At 61.4% G+C, this 19,060-nt stretch carries 8 protein-coding genes; 2 read left to right on the top strand and 6 right to left on the bottom strand.

Annotation, left to right across the window (positions count from 1 at the left end):
* Window positions 1-206 precede the first annotated feature (206 nt).
* Both G432_RS20375 and G432_RS20370 read right to left on the bottom strand, forming a co-directional pair.
* Window positions 207-2,111 (bottom strand): GmrSD restriction endonuclease domain-containing protein, encoded by a 1,905-nt coding sequence (locus tag G432_RS20375; protein ID WP_015449361.1) that lies wholly within the window; start codon window positions 2,109-2,111, stop codon window positions 207-209.
* 19 nt (window positions 2,112-2,130) lie between these two features.
* Window positions 2,131-4,323 carry a helix-turn-helix domain-containing protein gene (locus tag G432_RS20370; protein ID WP_015449360.1) on the bottom strand — a complete coding sequence of 731 codons (2,193 nt, stop codon included), beginning with the start codon at window positions 4,321-4,323 and terminating at the stop codon, window positions 2,131-2,133.
* Window positions 4,324-4,474: 151 nt separating this feature from the next.
* Between G432_RS20370 and G432_RS20365 the strand changes: the two genes are divergently transcribed.
* Together G432_RS20365 and G432_RS20360 are read left to right on the top strand one after the other, a co-directional pair.
* Entirely contained in the window at window positions 4,475-4,912 is a 438-nt protein-coding gene (locus G432_RS20365; protein ID WP_015449359.1) for a LexA family protein, read from the top strand.
* Between the two features lie 7 nt (window positions 4,913-4,919).
* Window positions 4,920-6,182, top strand: coding sequence for a Y-family DNA polymerase (locus tag G432_RS20360; RefSeq protein ID WP_015449358.1), 1,263 nt, complete (start codon window positions 4,920-4,922; stop codon window positions 6,180-6,182).
* 42 nt (window positions 6,183-6,224) lie between these two features.
* Here the strand turns inward: G432_RS20360 and G432_RS20355 are convergent, their stop codons facing one another.
* Genes G432_RS20355 through G432_RS20340 form a run of 4 tightly spaced genes read right to left on the bottom strand, consistent with a single transcriptional unit; the run spans window position 6,225 to window position 19,001 of the window.
* A complete protein-coding gene (locus G432_RS20355) occupies window positions 6,225-7,025 on the bottom strand; it encodes an HNH endonuclease (RefSeq protein ID WP_015449357.1) in 801 nt (266 codons plus the stop codon).
* A complete protein-coding gene (locus tag G432_RS20350) occupies window positions 7,022-11,089 on the bottom strand; it encodes an Eco57I restriction-modification methylase domain-containing protein (protein WP_015449356.1) in 4,068 nt (1,355 codons plus the stop codon). The genes G432_RS20355 and G432_RS20350 overlap by 4 nt, the downstream gene beginning before the upstream one ends.
* The gene (locus G432_RS20345; protein ID WP_015449355.1) at window positions 11,089-13,890 is read right to left on the bottom strand and encodes a DEAD/DEAH box helicase; all 2,802 of its coding nucleotides are present in this window, start codon (window positions 13,888-13,890) and stop codon (window positions 11,089-11,091) included. Before G432_RS20345 ends, G432_RS20350 begins: the two co-directional genes overlap by 1 nt.
* Window positions 13,887-19,001 (bottom strand): DEAD/DEAH box helicase, encoded by a 5,115-nt coding sequence (locus tag G432_RS20340; RefSeq protein WP_015449354.1) that lies wholly within the window; start codon window positions 18,999-19,001, stop codon window positions 13,887-13,889. Before G432_RS20340 ends, G432_RS20345 begins: the two co-directional genes overlap by 4 nt.
* Window positions 19,002-19,060 lie beyond the last annotated feature (59 nt).

The following is a 19,060-nucleotide window of genomic DNA, read 5'->3' as shown; positions in this document are numbered from 1 at the left end:
CAGCCGCCTCTCCAGCAAAAATCAGCAGATTACTCACCGAAACCGAGGCTCATATGCCGCTCGTGAGCCTTCACGCCTCCATCATGCCGAAATCAGACGGTTCTTCGAGGTGTCCAGTTTCGATGTCGAGTGATTGGGCGTGTCCACACCCTGGGGCGACTGCGCCGCACTTTCCGAGGTTGCGCGGCGACGGTCTTTGCAGGATTTTACCCCACGGACTGGAGGAAAGTTTCCTCGGCGTCATCGATCAACTCGTTGTCTTCACCTTCTTCCGGCACATTGCCGGTATAGGCTGCTTTCCCCATCGCTTGCTCAATGAGGCCAAGAAGGCGCTTTTGACGGTCCTCCATGAAGGCTTCGAACTGGTCGCCTCGCAATAGGTCCGGGGCGATCAGGTGGCTGCTCAGATAGCCATCGAGCGTATCAGCCGCGATCGGCGGCGTGGAACTGTTCCCCTTCTCCAGCTTGCCCAGATATTCCGAAGGCGCGACACCGCCGATAATGCGGTTGGTCCTATATGACAGGGGCGTCTTGTTGATGATGGAGTCGAATACAACGGGTTTGATATTCCGCGCTTTGCACCAGTCCTGCGGGAAGATGTGGTGAATATCGACGTTTTCGCCGAAGAAGACCGTATGGTCGAACTTCTGGCCTGATCGGAAATCCTGTGCTCCTTCCTTCATCAGCAGGACGTTGACGCCCTTGTAGGCGGCGGAAAGTCGCATCCGCATTGTCTTGAGGCGGTCGGCACGGAATATGGTTTCGCTCACTGTCGAAGGCTCCTGCCCCCCGTTGAGCCATTGCGGCACTTCCATGAAATCGCGCGCGATGCGCGATTCCACCGCCGACCCATACAACTCCCCGAACACCCCGTTCCAGTACCATTGGACCAGCTTCGCCCGGTTAGCTTCATGCTCCCAGGCATCTCCGATGTCCGCAAGGATCGCCGCGAGAGGCACAATCTGCGACTGATAGGGCAGATCGAAGATCCGATAGATATGGAGCATGTGCAGGAATTTTGCCGCCTGCACGAACCCGCGTTCGACCTGTGTTTCATATTGCTTATATGCCGTCAGCGGCAGATTGAGCAGGGCCTGACGGTTGCCGGACACTGCGGGCAATTCCTTGCCCTTCTTGCCTTCCTGTTCCGCCGCGCGGCGACGATCGCGGGTATGGAACAGCGAGATCGCCTGGAGAAAGTCGGTGTTGCCGACCCCGTGGAGAATGCCGGCATCAGAATCCGCGGGGCGCAGGGTGTCCGAGAAACGCCGATGGCGGCCCTTTTCATTCTCGTCGCCATACCAGTCTTTCCGCAGCTCATGACCATCGGCGGCATACATGGCGGTGACCAGCTCGAAGGCGTCGAGTGGCTTGCCGCCCGTGTTGACCTTCTCGAACACGACGCAAACCGCCTCCTTCGATGTTTCACGGTCGAGGGCGATCACCGGCACGCGGTATTTTTTGAAATTTTCCAGAACCTCCCTTTTGAAGGTTCTGAACTGTTCGCGCACGGCTTTATGCTCTTCTCCCGCCCATAGATCGTTGAAGCCATCCTGCCAGGAATCCCAATCGAACACCTGGCGGACCGGATACATGAGGGCGGCGTATTCATTTTCGGGGGTGGAGAGGTCGAGGATGACTTCGCGGCCGAATGCCGCTCGCTCGATACGGTCTTCCGGCACGCCGATGATCGCTTCCTCCCGATCCACGGAAGGATCGAGCGCCTTGGCAATGTCGATGTAAAACCATCGTTTGACGCGCTTATTTTTCGGCGTCACGGTTTCCACCACTTTGCCTCGCAATGTCACCTGATAGAGCGAGGTCATGCGTTGCTGCCCGTCTAGCAGCAAGGATTGAGGCATCGCCTGACGGGCATCAGCGGGCGCACCTTCCACGGGACGCGGTTTGAAGTTCACCGGCCCCCCGGTGTCGAGCGACATAAGCGCGCCTACCGGAAATGCGCGCGACACCGATGCAATGAGGCTTTTGATCCGATCTTCATCCCATACCCAGCTTCGCTGAAAATCGGGCAGTTGGATTTTTCCCCGATGACAAGCATCAAGAATTTCATCCAAGTCGATCGGATTGGTCTGAAACGTAGAACCCGCCATTTTCTATCCCCCTTCTACGTCAGGCCGCTTTGGTCGGGAACGGAATGACGTTCCCGCCTAAAGTAACTTCTGGCGCGTTCTCCATTACAAGACGACGCATCGGCGCGATGACGAGCTGATCCCACAGCGTATTGGTGATTTCTTCCAATTTTTCCTTAAGATCGGCGTGCTGTTCGAACCAAGCCTGTAGGTCGGCGACTACGCGGCCCTTGAAGCCAGGGCCTGCACCCCAATGCCCTGCACATTTCGCCCATACCGCCGCTTGCGCGAGTGGTGTGCGATATACTTCCATACCGGCGCGCTGAACGGCTTCGAGAAACGCGGAGCGCGAAGCCAGCGCACTGCGCCCCATCTGGTCGATCGTCTTTGCCGCCAGTTGCAGCCCGTCATCACCTTTAAGCACGGCTAGGTAGTCGTTTAGCGACGCGAACCAGCGTTCGCTGCGCAAGCGCGCGTCCTTGGCGGCGCCGACACCGATATTATGAACCACATTCAGGCCCGAATATTCGCCATTGCGACGAGTGGCGGCCCACAGCGTCGCAGCGTAGCGCACGCCGTTGATCGTCGTCAGGGCCTCGGCATAGGCATGCCGTTCGCGGGCGTGGAGATCAGTGTGCGCCTGAAGAAAGGAGTGCAGCCTCTCGGCTACTTCCTCCATCGCTGCCGTGAGAGCCTGCGCCTCGTGGTTTTTCATTACCTCGTCGGCTGCCGCGCACAGGTCGAACAATCGCTGTTCCACCGTCTCACGCATTCGGTTCAATTGATCGAACAACGATCCGCGCACCTTGTCGGGATCGTCCGATTGGACATTGAAGAAGACCATCGGGACGCCGGCCAGATTGTCGGCGGCCAGTTCGTTTTCAACCTGCATCCGCTTGAATGCGTAACCTTCCTCGTCGTCCAGAGCCAGTTCACCGGCATCGTCCTTCATCGCTTGAGCCTCTTCACTGCGAGGGAGGGCGAGGAGGGAGACTTTCCCGGTGTTTACCGGCTCTGAGTATGTGAGCTGCATATGTTGCAGCAGCGCGCGCGTGGTGACGCCGGGGGCATCATTGAAGCGCGTGCAGAACACCACGGCGGTCCGAGGATCTTTCAGCCGAAGATCCAAATCCTCGCGGACGGCCACGTCATCGACGCCCTTGGTATCAATGATTGAAATTTCCAGTTCGCCGAAGCTGCGGCCGAACTCCGGGATAATCAGGTCGATGCTCGACGGCAGGGACACGTCCGCCAAGCGGCCATTATTGACCTCCCGAAAGGTCTTCATCACCCATTCCATCGGGTGCTGCCGGGTTGCGCTATCATACCATAGCTCGCGGCGGGTCCGTTCGGGGAGATTCATCAGCTCGAAAATCCGCGTGCGAAACTCGTCTTCGCTCGCACTTCCGGCCACAAGGTCGGAAACGGGATCATGATAGACAATCTTGCCGTCTGCCGTGGAGCGGCGACGGGTCAGGCCGGCCATGTTGCGGATCGCGCGTTCATGCTCCCGGCTGATGCTGGGCGTATCGGCGGATTCTTTCACTCCGCCTTTCACAACCGCCCACCGGGCTGCGCAAAAGTCCGAGACCAGGCTGCGCAGTTCCCCTTCCGGCAAAGGCAGTAGGGAAATCCCGAACTCTGGCCCACGTTTGATATGAACCTCGCAGATCGTGGTCCCGCCCGCGCCAGTTTCCAGCACAGGGCGGTCGATTGGCTTTGATGCCAGCGAAGGTGGAACCAGAAGATCGAACAGAAAGCTCAAGCCGGTGGATTTGCCAACGCCGATGTCGCCGATGAAAGCCACGCTATGCGTCATCTTTTGAAGATAATTGGCGCCCTTTACGAGCGTGTCGCGGTGTCGCTCAATCTGGCGGCGCAGCGGCCACGGACGGCTTTCATCTGACAGGAAGTCATCGATATTGCCCAACGCCTCATCGGCAATTTCGAGACAGGCCCGTTGGGGATTAAAGAAGCTCGGAGGGGCAATATGATCCCACTCCCGCGAGCAAAATTCCTTGTATGCGCGGGCGTGGGGTGAACCCATCTCGCTCAGCGCGTCCAGAACCTTTTCCACCTCGCTCTGCGAGGAGACTTCCCCCTTTTCGATCCGTGATACACGGCTCTGATCCAGGCTGGCTGCTGCGGCCAGCGCTGCTTGCGTGATCCCCAGTTCTGACCGCAATCGGGCCAGCGCGACCCCGTGCGGGATGTTTTCAAATGGACCGCTCATTCTGCACCTCCCTTCATGCTGCATATATGCATGATACTATTTCACGAGTCAACATATATGCGGCATGATTGAAAGTGGCGACCGTCTTGCTTTTGATGTTCACTCTACGTTCTATTTGGGCTTACAAGCGGAAGCCAAGAAGGGAATCACTATGCTGCTGCCGTCGATGCAGCCGGTCCCGATCGCGGCGGTTCCGCAGGGCCTTCGGCTTCGGATCATCGGCGCGGCGGGAGCCGGCTTTCCAAGCCCTGCCCAGGATTGGGCGGATGACGCCATCAATCTGGTGGAATTGCTGCGGCTCGACCGGGCCGCCAGCTTTGTTTTCCGTATCAGCGGAGCGAGCATGATCGATGCCGGCCTCTATGATAATGACGTGGTTGTGGTCGATCGCGACGTAACGCCGGGCAACGGCCATATCGTAATTGCCGTGGTCGATGGCGGGTTTGTCGTGCGCCAGCTCGCCGTTCGGCAAGGTGTGTCCTATCTGGAATCACGCAATGTCAGGATGACCTATCCCGCGACCATCGCCGACGAGACCGTCGAGATTTGGGGCGTGGTCCGCGCCAGTGTCCGCGACTTCCATCGGTGAGGCACGCATGACCTGGGCCATTGTCGATGTCGCCAATTTCTATGTCAGCGCGGAGCGGCTTTTCGATCCTGCATTGCGGAACGTGCCGGTCATTGTGCTGTCGAACAATGACGGATGCGCCGTATCGCGCAGCGAGGAAGCCAAGGCTTTGCACGTCCGGATGGGTGAGCCGGTGTTCAAAATGCGTGATATGATCAGGCGGCACGGCATCCAGCTTCGCAGCAGCAATTACGAACTCTATGCCGACCTCAATCGCCGCTTCAATGCCGTCATCGCGGAGCATAGCGACATCTTGGAGATCTACTCGATCGACGAGAGCTTTTTCCGGCTTCCTCCCCTGCCCTCCGGCCTTGGTGACGTGGCTTCGGCGCACCGGCTTCGCGCCGCCATATTGCGTTCGGTGGGTCTGCCGACGCGGATCGGCCTTGGGCCGACGCGAACGCTTTCCAAGGTCGCCAATGCGCTCGCCAAGGCCACAGAGAAGATTTGGGGCGGGGTTGTGGATCTGCACGACCTAGCCTTGCGGGAGCGGTTGTTTCGGGAGTGGCCTATAGAGGATGTCTGGGGCGTTGGGCGCGCGCTGGCTGCCAAGCTGCGTCCGCTGGGGGTGAGAACCACGGCGGACCTAGCCGCGCTGCCCCCGTCGGTTGCCCGCGATGTCGGCACCGTAGTTCTCGAACGATTGGTCCGGGAACTGAACGGGACCGAGTGCGACGATTTCCATCCCGAGCCTGAAGCCTTGAAGGGGACGGCGGTGACGCGCTCCTTTGGTGCCCCGGTCACGGACTTGCCATCTTTACAAGAGGCCGTAGCGCGGCACGCATGGCGAGCAGCGGAAAAAATCCGCGCGCAGCAGCTCGTTGCGACGCGGCTGATCGCATTTGCGCACGGTTCACGGTTCAAGGCTAATTCCCCTTCCGCGTCACGATCAGTGCGGTTGTCACCGGCGACCAATGACCCGCGCATTATCGTCGCGCGTGCAACGGGGATGACAGGGGCGCTGTTCGAGCCCGGCAGGGCCTATACGAAATGCGGTGTATTGCTGGAGGAACTTGGCCCGGTCGCGGCATCGCAGGGCGACCTGTTTGCTGCGGCCGACCCGCGCGCGTCGGATTTGCTTGTAGCCGTGGACGGTATCAACGCACGGTTCGGCCGAGGGACAATCGGGTTGGCGGCGCAGGGTCTTGGTGCCCGTGAGTTTGACACGAAGCGCAGCCAGAAGAGTCCCGCCTGGACCACGCGGTTGTCGGATATTCCGGTGGCCCGCTAGGTCCGCTCAGGTTCGGTGCAACCGTTGTCGGGAACGCGCACTTCATTCGAAGCCGAAGTGCTTTCGATGCCATGCCATCTGGCGATGATGCGCATCGATCAGCGGCAAAGGCGCAATCTCGTGTGGTGCGAGCAGGGAAATCACCGCCGGGTCGAGGTCTGGTCTGATGAGCGCCCTGCCTCCGTCATCAAAACTGACGAGACCGGCATCGAACGCGGCATCCCAGTGTGCGGCGAGCAGCAGGCCGTTGAAAACGTCCAGTCTCTCCTCGTCGCTTCCGCAACGTGCCCAGGGGACGATATGGCTTGCGCGAAGCAGCGCACGCTCGGAGATGCCCGTGAGCGGGCATTTGTTGTTCCAGTAATCGAGCAGGGCGCCCCGGAAATAGCCCTGCCCAATCCGCTCGCGGGTGATCCGTTCGACCTCTGTGTCGCCTAGACTCGCCACATCCGCCTCGAACTGGGACAGCGGAAAGGTCGGAAGCGCCCGGGCCAGATGAAAGGCGCGGCTGAGGGCCTGGCGCATCTCGGCCTGATCGGAGAAGGCGAAGGCGCCGCGGAACTGGCCCGGTACGGGTTCCGCCAGGGCCGCTGGAAACTCACCACGCAGCTTCGCGGCGACGCCGGCATGTTCCACGGCGAGGAACCATGGCGCGCCCCCTTCCTCACTGCCGGAGGCGAGTGCAATTTCTCCGGGGACGCCTTCGTCGGACCGAAAGTAGAGCCACCCGTCCGCCTCGCCATTTTCCTTGCGAAAGCCGTGGTTATAGGCCGCCTGTTGTAGCTCGGAGCGGTAAATCGGGTGGACGGGGCGACTGCGGACGCTGGTGGACCGCGCCATCATCGATACCCTTCCAACCTTGGCCGCATACCCCGCGCCATCAATTCGTCATAGGCGGCGAGGACAAGGCGCTGCGTACGATATTCGCCATATTTGGCGATTTCGTTCTTCTGGAGGACGCGGAAGGTTTCGCTGGGGTAGTCGGTGCCCATGACATCCTTGGGGTCCAGCACATAGCGCAGCTCATCACGGGTGAGGCCGTAAGCGAGAGCATACCAGGCATCGAGTTCGGCCCGGAGCTGGGCGCGGCGATCTTCGTCCCATGCAAAGGGCGGACCCTCATGGCCCAGGTCGCGGGCGAAAGAGGCCATCGCGTGGCTGGTGTAGGTCAGCTCCAGCACGCGCGGTACGATAAAGGCGAGGTCGGTTTCGGAGTATGCGTGGGGCGGGAGAATGGGGAGTTGGTAAAGAAGATAGAAATTGAGTGTAGTTCCTCCGATCTTTTGGCGAGAAACGAAGTCGAAGGCCAGCGCTGCCATGTTCCCGACCAAGCAGGCCAATAATTGTGGATCTTTCTCCGAAAATATGAGCGGTGCCTTATTGCCAACACCACAAACCGGGAAAACAGGAGCAATAACCGTGCGCTCGTTAGTTGCGTTTGTAATGTCGCGCCAGCCTAACAGCCAACCCCGTTTCCAGTCTTTCCCGGACAGACGGTGTGCCACCTCCGATTGCGGAACCCAATAGCGCGAAATCGGTTCGTATCCTGGATGTTGCTTCTCTGACAGCGTAACATCGCGAGTACTGGTCTCCTCATAGGTCGCCCAGCGATGGTCGAACTGGTGGAACATCTTCGCTTCGTAGAGCGGAACATAGCGTTCGGAATGAATGGTCGGGGTGACCACCTGTGCCTGCACTGGGCCTTCCGTTGCGAGGCCCAATTGCGACAGTAGGTCGATGCGGCGATTCTCGCCTTCGGCCAGCAAGTCCGCTTGAAGCCGGCGGCGAGCGGTGACACCCTCTAGTTCCTGCGCCTCCTTCAACCAGTCTGTGCCGTCGCGCTGGAACCCTTGTTCGGCGAGTTGCGCAGCGGTACGGAAAAGGTGGCTGTCGCTGGTCATATTGAACAGCCCCTGTCTAAAGTCAGCACCCCACGGATTGCCTTCGTTGCCTTCCTCTTCGATCAGCACAGGAATGCGTGCATAGATAGAAGCGGTAAGTTCTGCGTCGCGTCGCGAACGAAAGAGGGGGGCGGTCTTCGTGTTCGGGTTGATCTGGGAGATCTCTGCTGGTCGGAGGAAGTAGTGTCGGCGCTCATCCTCCAGTTCATCGGCAGTCAGAACGTAGGACGTAAACTCTGCCGCGCCTTCATTTTGTCCGGTCGTGAGCAACGTAAACGGCGTGTCGGGGTGGATTGACGGGAATATGCGCTTTGCGTTGTCGAAACCTATCGATGAAATCAACCGCTGGTTGTTCACCAAATGCCCGAAAAACGGTGCAGTCGTAGCGTCCGTCGTAATGCCGGTCGGCACAAGAACGCCCGACCTGCCCTGTTTCCGCGTCAGGTTCAGGAAATGCTCGGCAAAGAGGCCATAGGTGTTGACCTTGCCGCGCGCGGTCAGGTCGAATCGGCCACTCGCACGGGCAAATTCGTTCATCGCCTCGAACGTGCGTTTGTCGCGGGCGAAATCGGCAAAGACTTCGGGGTGAGACTGTTCGAGAGCGGCAATCGCCCTCTTGCGCGCAGCGCCCTTCATCTCCGCGATTTCGGGAACGCGGCTCTCGAAATACTCCTGCTCGCCCAGTTGGATGACTTCCCACGGCGGATTGCCCAGCACCACGTCAAAACCGCCGCGGCCTACAACCACGTCGGGGAACTCCAGCGGCCAGTGAAACGCGCTGGCGGCCAAGGCGGCGCCGTCTATGGCCGCGGCAAGCTCTTCCTGCACCGCGCCGGTGCCTAGCATCGTGCCGCCGGCGACGGTCTTGCGAAGGTGCGCGGTCGTGGGGACGAGCGGCTTGGCAAGGCTGGGCAGTTTTGGCTTGGGGAGCAGGAAGGCCGAGACGTAGATGTCGCAGGCGTGCCGCAGCGCCAGCCAATCGGGCGTGTGGCGGATGCGACCGAACTCGGCCGCGCGGGCGGCGACTTCGCGCGGGGTGTTCTCGCTCATGCGGTGGAACTTGCGGAATTCGCCCGAAAGCTTGCCCGCATCGAAGGCCAGCTTCAGCAGGCCAGCATCGCGCTCGCTCTTGTTCAGCTTGCGCAGGCCACTGGCGGTTTCCTTGTCATCGCCGGTTAGGGCCTTGTAGGCCTCGTCCGGGATGCCCTCTTCCAGCGCGACAAGGTCAAACACACCCAGCAATGCGTCGCCGCAACGGATGTTGGCGTCAAGGAAGCCCAGGGGTTGCCCTGGTGACACGGATTCGATCCATAGCGCCACCTTGGCCAGTTCTACTGCCATGGGATTGCGATCAACACCGTGGATGCAGCGGGAGACGACATCGCGCAGTGCCGCCTGCGTCTCTTCCTTGCCAGCATCCTCGTTCCGCAGTTTTGCTACCCGGTCTGCCATGCGGCGGGCGGCGCCGAGCAGGAAGTGCCCCGAGCCGCAGGCCGGATCTATCACCCGAAGATCAAGGATCGCGGCGACCTTGTCCTCCGGCGTATCGGCGCTGTCCTCTGCCTTTTGCAGCACAGGATTAAGCGCGGAATCGAGCAGTGTTTCGACCAGCGAGTCCGGCGTGTAGTAGGAACCGCTGGTCTTGCGGTCGTTGCCCTTGGCCCCGCTGTCGAGCGTGAACACGCCGTTGGCTTCAAGCCGGGGGCGGATTTCCAGCAGGCTTTCGTAAACGCTGCCCAGTTCCTCTGTTTTGAGGTCGCGCCAGTTGATGCGGTGGGTCACGCCATCCTTGCGGATGAAGCCAAGACAGAAGATCGCGGACAGAAGGCGGCGGTTGGGAATGAGCGCATCGTTCAGCGACGGCGTTTCGCTCTCCGCGAATAAGCCGCCGAGAGCAGGCAGGCCCAGCAGTTCCTGGCCATGCTCCAGACTGGAAAGCGTAACCTTCATCGCCTCCCACGCATCGTGGTGCCCATCGCGGGCGACGCGGCGACGCGAGCGTTCGCGCCAGAAGGTGAAGGAATAGCTGTCGGCATAGAGGCTGCGTGCCGCCTGCGGCGTGCGGCGAGGGTGCAGCAGATCGCGGTCCTCGGCCACAGCAAGGAAGATCAGGCGATAGACGGTGCGGAGAAGCTCCCCGAACAGCGATTGCAGAGGGAGTGCACCGGAGCGGATGCGTTCAACCAGCTCAGGATTGGCCTCTACCAACCCCTGCCCCAGTTCGGACAACGCCTCTTCGACGTTGCGGCGGAGGTCGGTACGGGCCTGGATGCCCTGTTTCATCCCCTCTTCGCGCCAATGTTCCAGCGGGCTTTCAGAAGGCGGTGCGCCCGATGCGCCAAAACGGGTGGCGTGAGCGACCAGCCACCATGCAGTGAAGTCAGCGAACATCTCGTCGCGGAACATCGCGCCAAGGTCCGCCTCGATCCATGCTGGTCGGGTCAGACTGGCATTGTCGCGCATCAGGCGCACGCGGTCGCCGGCAAAGACGAGGCCCCACAGTGCATGGTCTGTGGCGTTGAGCCAGTCCTGCAACAGTGAAACAGGGCTACGGCGCGGGCGTCCGCCCTCCCCGTCCCCGAACTCGGGCTGCGCTTTGTTGAAAGCGTCGGCGCCGACGACCGGCGCGGCGACGACGACGGGAACACGGCCATCCTTGGCCTCCCAGGCCAGGCGATAGCGGCGGGTGCCGTCCTGATGCTCGACCGGGCCGGCAAGATCGGTGAAGCCGAAGCACTGGGTTAGCAGGTCATGCGCGAACTGTGCGGTTTGCGTGACAGTGGGCGCATCGATCCGGTCATAGTCTTTCCAGATATGCTGGCCGATGCGGAAATACCGCGAAATCTCATCGCCGAGGCCAGTGCCCTTGGGGCAACCATAGCTGTCGGCGGTTTTCGCCGTGCGATCGGCAGCGACAATCTTTTGCACTTGCTCGGGCGCTATCAGCCCGCCCTCGATGGTGACGGCGACAAGGCCGAGTTCGGCGGCTCTGGTAGAACGGGCCATCAGTTCGCCTCCGGCACGAGGACATAGAGGCCGATCACGTCAGCAGGCAGAACAGCTTCCACTTCGGTGGTGGCCCCCTCGCCTCTTGTTGCGAACTTCACGCGGTCATGATCCTCTGAAAGCCGGGCAGCACGATCCTGGGCATAAGCGCTGATCGCGACATCATATTCGGGCACGCGGGTTAGCGCCTGATCGACCTGCCTTGCGATGACGGGCGGCGCGATGTCGCCGCTGGCATCGGGTTCGAGCAAAGCCAGGGCGTCGGGGCCTTGTGCGATGGCGGTATTGTCACCCATGGCGAAAGCCAGCGCGGTGGCTTCTTCGGCCAACAGTGTCTTTCGACCGCTGGTCGTCAGCTTGAAGCGCAGGCGCAGCAACAGGACGGTGGTGAGTTTGTTCACCGCCGTAGAGCGCCAGGCACCGCAGCGGCCGAGCGTGGCCTTGCCTTCGACACCGCCGGGATCGAGCGCCCCTTCGGCCATGGTTTCGGCGAGCATGGCGACCAGCGGATGCGTGCGGCCGACATGGGCCACATTGGGTTGCAGCTTGTCGGCAAATCCGATGGCGCGGGTGCCCGTCAGATTGCGGGCCGCAAGGCGCTCGCCAAGCTGTTTCGGCAAATCCTCATAGCTGACCCGGTAGTGGCTCCCGACCGTACCGAGCGGCGTATCGATGCGCGCCAGTGCCCGGCGGGTGAACCGCTCTACTTCATCGGGGCCGCCGAGAAGTTCGCGCAGTCGGTGCCATTCGGGGAGAACTTCGTCGGGCTTGAGCGCGGCCTGGGCATACCGCGTCTGGCTTTTACGCGCGTTTTCCTCCGCGTCCTTCCACTCCATTTCAAGCCGTTCCTCGGCGTCGCCGAAATCGAACAGTCCCTGCGCGCGCGGTTTGCTGGAATGCAGCAGCATCGCCTGCATCAGCGCGTTGGAGACACTTGCGGAATCCTCCGGCACCGGCACGATCACGCCAGTCGCCTGTTGGATGCGCTTCATCTTCTCGGTGATGACCTTGATGACCGCACCGTCGATGATCGAGTTTGAGCCGAACATCATCACCGACCAGACCGTATCTTCGGGCTGCCCAAAACGATCGACGCGCCCGTCGCGTTGCTGGTGCCGTGTCGGGTTCCAGTTGAGGTCGTAATGGATCACCGCGTTGAACAGCGATTGGAGGTTGATCCCTTCGGACAGACAATCGGTGGCGACGAGGATGCGATTGGGGTGATCCACCATCGCCTCGACGCGCCCACGGCGTTCCTCGGGCGTCAGGCGGCCCGTGACGATTTCGACTTCGTGCTTCTTGAACTGGGCGCGCAGCGCTTCGCCCACAGCTTCGGCCGTTGTGATGAAGCGACAGAAGATGACGGGCCGGGCACCCTTCTTGGCCGTCAGGTCTTTCACCTGCCGGACGAGTTCGCGAAATTTGGGATCATCCTCAAAGCGGGCCGCCAGTCCTTCCGCGCGCGTGATGAGCGCTTTCAGCTCGGCCAGCTCCTCGCGGTCCAGCGCGGTCGCGGGTTCAATGTCGGTGTCGGCCAGCTCATCACCGTCGTCATCAAACATGACTGGCGCGAGTGCGGCTTCCTCCGCCATGCCTCCGAGCCGGTTGCGCAAGGCGCTGAGGGCTGCCGCCGGCGACGAGCCGATGCAGCGCATTAGCGCGAGTGTTCCCCAGAAAGCGAGCCGCCGCGCCCGTTCCCCATCGGCACGGGTTGCGACACCAAGGCAGTATTCCAGCACGTCTTCCTGGAAGTTCTGGAAATCGCCGGTCAGAGTGTAGGGCGCATCCGCTTTCATCGACTTCGCAAAAGCGCCCGCATCCCCCCACTTGTCGGCAATATCGGGGCGGCGACGCTGGACAAAGTGTTTGGCGAGCCGGTCTGCATAGCGGCGCCGTGCGTTCTGATCGCCCGCCTCGGGGCCGTCCGCGAGGTCGCCGTGCAACAGACTGAGCAGACGCGCATAGGCATCCTGATTGCCGCTATGCGGGGTCGCTGTGAGCAGGAGCAGGTGGCGCGTGGCGTCTTCCGCGAGCCGTTCGAGCAGAGCGTAGCGTTGCTGTGTGCCCTTCTCGCTACCGCCGACGCAGGTGTGGGCCTCGTCAACTATGACGAAGCCAGGACAAGCCTGCGCGAAGCTTTCCCGCCGGCTGTCGGCCTTGATGTAGTCGAGGCTGACGACGGTGTAGGGATAGACGCCGAAGATGGTGTCGCCGAGCGCCAGTCCGCGTTCCAGCGAACGGGCGCGCGCCGATGTGACGGCCACGGCATCAATATCGAACTTTTCCGCCAGCTCGCCGACCCACTGATCCACGAGATGCGGCGGACACAACACGGAGAAGCGCTCGACCTCGCCTCGGTCGATCATCTCGCGGAGGATCATGCCCGCCTCAACGGTCTTTCCGATACCAACGTCATCGGCAATGAGCAGCCGTTTCACGTCGAGTCTCAGTGCCATGAGCAAGGGGACGAGCTGGTAGGCGCGCGGCTCGACGCCCAAATGCGCGGCGCTGCGGAAAGGCCCTGCGCCGCGACGGAGAGACAGGCGTAGCGCGTCGGCCAGCAGACGGGCGGCGTCCTGCGTATCGGGATGATCCGCCGCCGGCAGATCGAAGGTGGCGGGACGAACGGGCATCCGTTCAAGACTGGGGGCGATGATGATGGCGTCTTCTTCGGACCCCGAGAGGGGCCGCACGCGAACAAGCCCCTCATCCGGTTTACCAAGCACGATCCATTCCCGCCCACGGGCCTGGATCAAATCGCCCGTCTGGAGCTGGCCAGTCTGGAAGGCGGGCAGGTTCATGCGGATACTCCGAGCGCCGCGGCAAGGTCAGGCGGCATGGTTTCGTCAGGGGTTGCCGGCAGCGCGATCAAGTCGCGGCCAATTTCGGCGCAGCGCGTCACCAGTGCTGGCGGCGGCGGACCGGGCACAGCCATGACCATCAGCCCCGGCCAGCAAAGATGATAGGTCTCGCCGCCAATGGTTTCCGTGGAGGGCGTCGGCGCGCCCCACTGCGCCAGCGCCGCCATCCATGGATCATGCGTCCCGGCACCGGCGGGAGCATCGGCAGGCCAGTCATTCTCGCTGCGAGCTAGCCGATCGAGCACGTCAATCACCGCAGGATCGCGCCGGTCGATCAGTTCATGGTCCGGTTGGTTGTAATAGGACAGCAGGCAGCGGTAGCAACCAGCAACACAAGGTTCGTTGGCCTCGACCAGCTCGCCGTTGTCGCGACGGTAATGCATCAGGTCGAGCGCCACGTCCGCGATACGATGCCACCGCTCCGCGCCGTCCATCAGCCGCTTGAGAACCCCTGCCCCGCCTTCGGACGCCTCATAGAAGAGGATCGCCTTGCGATCGTCGCGGGTCGGTAACGGCTCGCCCAGAAGCTCGCCGGTTTCCAGGACATGCTCTGTCTCGATGGCGCGGATCAGGGCGTGCTGGAGGGTCGCCATCTGCGCTTCATCGAGGTCGAGCTGGCGATCGAATTGCAGCAGCAGCGCGTTCTTCGTGTCCTCGACCAGAGGCACGATGGTTTGACGAATGGCGCTTTTGGGATCGTCGCCCTCATCCTCACCTTTTGTCTCATTCTTGAGCCAGCGGCCCGAAATCGTGTCGATGTCGAAGCCGGTATCTTCCTTCTTGGCGCGGCGGCGCAGGCCGAGATTGACGCGGGATACGCGAGTCTGCGGTCCGTAGCGCAATACCGCCAGCGGGCTGTCGTCAGACTTCAGCAGAAGCTGGTCTTGGCGCATCGGTTCCCACTCGAAAATCGTGCGGATTTCAAAGCCGCGCCGCTGACGATCCTCGTCATTGGCGGTAATGCGCGCACCGGGCACGGCATCGACATTCTCGATCCGATAGAGCTTGGAAAGCCGCCCTTCCTCGGTCAGCACATCGCCGCAAGCAATGCAGCGCTCCTGCGTTTCCACGCTATGGGCCGCGCCGCACGAATGACAGCATCGCACAGTCATCGTCGTCAGCTTGTTGTCTGTGGTCCGCGTTCCGGCAGGCAGCTTGGCGCGATTGCAGCGATAGGCCTTGCCCTCATGATAGACGAGGCTGTTCGGACCAAACTCCGCGATCGCCAGGAAGCGCGGACGCTGGAGCACCGTCGATGACTTTTCCCCGTCGATGAAGGCGTAGAGCGGCAAGCGCGGGAAATTATAGCCAGGTAGGAAGCCTTCGGTCGCCAGATAGCGATAGGCATAGAAGTCCGAGCTGGTGGACGATGCGCCTGTTTCCAGCAGTTGCACCTGACGATCGGCCGCCAGATAGCGGGTCCGAGCCTCCTGACGTTCCTGCGCCGACAGCCCGGTTTGATTGCCGAGTTCGCTGGCGGCCTTTCGTTCTTCATGGGCGGAATTGTAGAGTGTTCGCCAGCGCTTGAACGCCGTGTTGAACGCCGTTGCCGCGTTGCTCCAGAGATGGCCGACAAAGTCCGAGGCTTCGCCGATTTCGGCTGCGCCTTCCTGTGGCAGGACCGAGACGACGACCCGCTCGGCACGATCACGGGCATCGACGTCCGCGCTGGCCACGGCAAAAGCTTTTTGCAGCCGTTCGCAGATCGGCAGATCGGTCTCGGTCATATCGAGGTTTTCCGGGATCGACTTGCCCAGCCCCTCCTGAGCGGCAGCGAGCCATTCGGCATGGACATGCGCGGCAAGCAGGTCGCGATTGATGAGGTCGATCGCGGGTGCGCGAACGATGCCGGCGACGAGATCGGTCCGGCGCTCGAAATAATATTGGTCGTGTGGGCTTTGCGCGGCGCAGTAGGTGATGACCAGCGCGGCCTGTCCGCTGCGGCCAGCACGGCCTGCGCGTTGCGCATAATTGGCCGGGGTTGGCGGCGCGTTGCGCAGGTACACGACATTGAGCTGCGATATATCTACGCCCAGTTCCATGGTGGGTGAGCAATAGAGCAAGGGCAGAAAGTCACGCTTCTCATTGAGAACGCGCGCATCGCCCGCAATTTCCTTCATGCGTTCATGGTCGCTCTTGCCGTACCGGAACCGACACTCACGCATTTCGCGCAGGAGGGAATCGACCTGCGCTGTATGCTCGCGCGCTTCAAAGGCCAGGGGCAGCCCGCCGGGTGTGGCGAGGCGCGCGGCTATATCGCTATAGAGCTGGCGGAAGAACGCATTGTCTTGGCTCGGGCTTGGTGTCCCCTTCCCTGCACGGAGCTGCAAGGCGCTCGGCGCGAGCCGCCAACCTGTGAGCGGACCGGCGGAAAACTGGCGCACGATCTGGTGGCGCGCGGCCGCCATCAACATGGCTTCGATCAACGGTTCGCGATCGGCAAGGGGCAGCGCCCCCGCCAACTTCGCCAATTCTTTGGCAAGACCGCTGCGCGCGGAAACCCGGATAATCCTGTCCGCCTTGCCGCCTTGTGTGCCGAGCACAAGCGTTGTTTGGCACACAAGATCCTTGTTCTCTTCTTCGCGGCTGATTGCCCAGGGGTCTTTGAGAAGCTGGCGGGATTTCTGCGCGACCTGCTCAATCTCATTGAGGTCCAGGGCATCGACGGCAACGGCGAGGCCTTGCCGCATGGCGTCGAACATCAGACGGAACATTTCGCGCCGAACGTCACTGGAGATTTGGGAAAGCAGCTCAAAGCCACGGCGCTGGCCGTCATTGAGCTGTTCCTGGTCCATGCCGGCGCAGGCGCGATCGTCGCCGGCGAGCATGGCGATGCCGGGATATTCGACGCGCAGCAGGTCCAACTGATTGAGGTTGGGATTAGTATAGCGCCAGCCCCGCCGCAGATCGTTCCAGAGGCGATAGGCCAGCACGCGGTTTACCGCCTTCTTGGCCTCGTCCAGCGCCGCGAAGCTGGCCGGGTTCGGATCGAGCATCCATTCCGCTCGGCGATCGACGCTTTCGGGATCGAACCCGAGCGCACGGCGCAGGACATCGCCAAATTGCTCATGGCTCAAACCATCCTCACCGGCTTTGAAGACGGCACGCAGCATGGCGCCGCGCAGGAGTGTGACGAAGATAAAGTCGTTGAAGTGTCCCGCCTGGAGTGCGGCATCCTGCCGGTTATCGGTGAAGCCGAGCAGTTTGCGGCGATGCTTTTCAGACGGGATGTGGCCCCGTTCCATCCAGTCGAGGGCCACCGACGTGATGAGCGTCGTGGCCGAACTACGACCTTCGGCCGAGAGGCCAGCCAATTTGTTGATGTCGCGAGCGCCTGGCGGCGGTTGATTGCGGCAATGCGGACAGAAGCGGAATTTACCGGGGAAGAACCACGAGCGAACGCCATGCTCATCGCGCCGCCCGTTAGCGCCCAGCATCATCAGGCGGCCGTCATGCTTGCCGCGATGGGAGGATTTGAGCCGCGGTTCGCCCGATGCCGTCAGCTCAATCCAGTCATCAGGATAATCATCGATAGAACCGGCGAAATTCAGATCACCCTTGGCGTCGGGCACGAGAAAGCCGTGCTCCGCCCCGCTTTCATCAACCCCGTCTCTCGGGGTCTGATCGATCGGGCGCGCGATGACAGTGCCATCATCGTCAATGGTGACGCTATGCACCTCCTGTCCACATTCGCGGCAGAAGAAGACCGGATAGAGGCGGGCCTCGCTATTGTCGCGGTCGAACTTTTCCGCCGCCAGTGCCACCCGGCGCTTCCCAGCAGCTTCGAGCGTCGCATGGGCGTCGCCAGCGCCGGATAGGAAGCGATGCAGCTTGAACGCCATGAAAGCCTGGTCGCGGTCATCCTTGAAATCGCTCATGGCGATCAGGCGATCCTGGAGGGCCTTGCGGCAAGCCTCCGCCTCGATCCCTGTCTCCTCGGACAGGCGGTGTGATGCATCAGTGAGGGTTGAGGGCTTCGCCCGCTTCAGTGTTTCGCCGACCTCAAGCCCAATATTGGTTTCTATCCAGATCGCGAGGGGATCGACTTTGAAGGCCTCTGCGGTGGATGGAAGGCCAGCGGAGTTGACGATCGCAGATTTAAGGGTGGCCTCGTTGGCGATGCCTTGGGTGCAGCGTCTCAGGCTTTCGGTGATGACATCATCCGGATGCACGGGGCTGCCGAAAAGGGTTGTGCCGACAGACGCCACCGCCTTGCGGCCCGCATCCTCATCCCCGGACGCCATGGTCGCCGAGGTGCCAACGCAGAGCATTTTCTGCGCTCCCATGCGTTCGCGCACCCGTCGCACCAGCAGCGCAACATCCGCCCCCTGTCGGCCGCGATAGGTATGGAGTTCGTCGAGAACCAGAAACTCCAGGCCCGCCATATTGGCGATGACCTGCTGGTCGAGTTCGTCCTGCCGAGTCATCAGCAGTTCGAGCATCATGAAGTTGGTGAGAATGATGTCCGGCTTTTCGTCAGCCACGCGCTTGCGCTCGGCTTCTTTCTCCTGGCCGGTGTAGCGGGCGAATGTCGGCTTCATCCCATCGGACAGGCCGCACTCCCCGATGAACTTCTCAAGCTCCTCCTGCTGCGAATTGGCGAGCGCGTTCATCGGGTAGATGACGATCGCCCGCGTGCGCTGGGCCTCGCCAGCGCGACGCGCCTTCAGGATGCGGTCAATGATCGGCACAAAAAAGCATAGCGACTTGCCCGAGCCGGTGCCGGTGGTGACGATATAATTTTTGGCCTGAAGCGCTTTCATGAGCGCTTCGTCCTGATGGCGATGCAGGCTGATCGGGCTGCGTCCGGCTCCTACGGCGAACACCTTGGGTAAATCCGGATCGACCACGCCGTCCTTGGCAAGATCGACGAGGCCGCGGCCTTCGAGGAAATGGGGGTTCAGACCGATCAGGGGTTCGGGCCAGAATTTCTGCCCGGCGTAAATCGCGTTGACCTGTTCGCTAATGTCGTCTGCGCGGATCGAAGTGAACGAACGCGCGAAATTTTCATAACGCTCTATTAGGTCAGTATCGAGATCAAAAACGTTCACGCGGCCCCCTCGCGACATGGCAATCAAGTTTCAGCCAAAACAGCACTTTCCTGTATTTT

The organism is Sphingomonas sp. MM-1 (assembly GCF_000347675.2).
Taxonomy (GTDB): Bacteria; Pseudomonadota; Alphaproteobacteria; order Sphingomonadales; family Sphingomonadaceae; genus Sphingomonas_E; species Sphingomonas_E fennica.
Note: the sequence above shows the minus strand (reverse complement) of the source record. Positions and strands in the feature narration are given on the sequence as shown.

Excerpts from the sequence above, each read along its gene's own strand:
- G432_RS20375 (WP_015449361.1), bottom strand. The coding sequence starts at position 2,111 with ATGGCGGGTTCTACGTTTCAGACCAATCCGATCGACTTGGATGAAATT.
- G432_RS20370 (WP_015449360.1), bottom strand. The coding sequence starts at position 4,323 with ATGAGCGGTCCATTTGAAAACATCCCGCACGGGGTCGCGCTGGCCCGA.
- G432_RS20365 (WP_015449359.1), top strand. The coding sequence starts at position 4,475 with ATGCTGCTGCCGTCGATGCAGCCGGTCCCGATCGCGGCGGTTCCGCAG.
- G432_RS20360 (WP_015449358.1), top strand. The coding sequence starts at position 4,920 with ATGACCTGGGCCATTGTCGATGTCGCCAATTTCTATGTCAGCGCGGAG.
- G432_RS20355 (WP_015449357.1), bottom strand. The coding sequence starts at position 7,025 with ATGATGGCGCGGTCCACCAGCGTCCGCAGTCGCCCCGTCCACCCGATT.
- G432_RS20350 (WP_015449356.1), bottom strand. The coding sequence starts at position 11,089 with ATGGCCCGTTCTACCAGAGCCGCCGAACTCGGCCTTGTCGCCGTCACC.
- G432_RS20345 (WP_015449355.1), bottom strand. The coding sequence starts at position 13,890 with ATGAACCTGCCCGCCTTCCAGACTGGCCAGCTCCAGACGGGCGATTTG.